Source organism: Streptomyces sp. UH6, assembly GCF_013421635.1.
In the GTDB taxonomy this organism is placed as follows: Bacteria; Actinomycetota; Actinomycetes; order Streptomycetales; family Streptomycetaceae; genus Streptomyces; species Streptomyces abyssomicinicus.
In genome coordinates, this window is the sequence record NZ_JACADT010001131.1 from 1 (window position 1) to 1,707 (window position 1,707).

The 1,707-nt window shown below is 74.9% G+C and carries 2 protein-coding genes; one reads left to right on the forward strand and one right to left on the reverse strand.

Translation table 11 applies throughout. The annotated features are described in order from the left end of the window. Window positions 1–1,138: ROK family protein (locus HW445_RS29925; RefSeq protein ID WP_180223946.1), on the reverse strand; the 1,138-nt coding region annotated here is incomplete at its 3' end. Between the two features lie 136 nt (window positions 1,139–1,274). On the opposite strand from HW445_RS29925, the gene HW445_RS29930 reads away from it, so the two are divergent. Beyond that, window positions 1,275–1,707, forward strand: a 433-nt coding sequence (locus HW445_RS29930) for a hypothetical protein (protein ID WP_180223947.1), incomplete at its 3' end; no start/stop codon positions are given.

Sequence of the window (1,707 nt, forward strand, 5' to 3'; positions counted from 1 at the left end):
TGCCGTCCACCGCGAAGAGCTGCTCCTCGACGTGGTCCAGGGCCAGCCGCAGCGCCCCCGTGGCGACGGCCGCCTCACCGAGCACGGAGAGCGTCACCCGCGGCGGGCGCAGGCAGTAGCGGGACAGCTCCTGACGGAGCGGCTCCAGCACGTCGTCCAGCCCGGCCGCCCAGCCGCCGACCACGACCAGCTCCGGGTCCATCGCCAGCACCAGCGCCGCCACGTCGTGCACCAGCCGCTGGATGAACCGCTCCACCGCGGCCCGGGACCGGGTGTCGCCGTCCCGGGCCTGCTGGAAGACCTGGGCCACCGCCTGCTCGTCCAGCGGGCGCAACGGCTCGTCCTGGGTGGAGAGCAGGCTCTCCGGCGTCTCCTCACGGCCCAGCAGGTGCAGTGCCCCGATCTCGCCCGCCGCCCCGCCGAAACCGCGGTGCAGCCGGCCGCCGATCAGCGAGCCGGCACCGGGGCTGAGGCCCGCCAGCACGAAGATCACGTCGTCCGAGTCGACGGCGGCGCCCTTCCAGTGCTCGGCGACGGCGGCGGCGTTGGCGTCGTTCTCGACCAGGACGGGGCACTTGAAGGAGCGGCTGAGCCGCTCGCCGAGCCGCAGCCCGGTCCACTCGGGCAGCGCCGTGCCCAGACGGACCGTGCCGTCCGCCTCGACGATGCCGGGCGTCCCGACGCCCACCGCCCGCAGCGAGCCGCGCGACACCCCCGTACGGCGCAGCAGTTCGCCGACGACCGAGCGCAGCCGCTCGATCCGGTCGTCCGCCGGGGCGGTCTCCTCGACCTCCCTGCTGAAACTGTCCACGACGCGCCCGTCGAGGTCGGCCAGGAGCGCGGTCACCCGGTGGGCGCCGATCTCCAGCCCCAGCAGGTGGCCCGCCTCCGCGCGGAACCGGAAGCGGCGGGCCGGGCGGCCCTGGCGGCGGGTCGCGCTCTCGTCGGGGGCGGCCTCCGTGACCAGGCCCGCCTGGATCAGCCCCTCCACCACGCCCTCCACGGTGGGACGGGACAGGCCGGTCACGTGCGTGATCTCGGTCAGTGTCGCGCAGTCGACGGCGCGCAGCGCTTGCAGCACCACGGCGGAGTTGATCCGCCGCAGCAACGAAGGGTCACCGCCGGTCAGGCGTCCCACGGGTCCGTCCTCCCAGCTCGCGGGGGTGTTGGGCGGATGCTACTCGGCGTTCCGGATCCCGGCGAGAGTGGGGATCCGGTTACCGCGTGTTCTGACGGAGCGCCAGTTGTCGGTGGCGGCGGGTTTACTGGAACGCATGAGCATCGCACGTCATCTCGCCGTGGTCGAACGGCTGTGCGGTCTGGACCTGTCGGCGGAGGAGTCGGAGGGCCGGGACCGGCGCGCCGGCGCGGGCTGGTGCGGGCCCGGATGGCGGGGGGCCGAGCTCCGGCGGAGCGAGGGTCTCTGGGAGGACCGGTCGCTGGAGGGCGAGGCGGCCGAGCAGTTCGAGTGCGACCGGGAGGCGCTGGCCGAGCGGCTGACGGAGCGGTGGGGCGAGCCGCAGCGGGTGGGCCTGCTCGGCGCGTTCGTCCGTTCCGCGGAGGGGGAGGAGATACCCGACCCCTGGGGGTGGCTCTGCCAGGACCTGCCGGACGTCCACCTCTGGCGGGCGGGCGACCGCTGGCTCGCCCTCGGGGTCTCCCACCGGGACCGCGAACTGCCGTTCGCGCTCCTCGCGGTGGTCACCT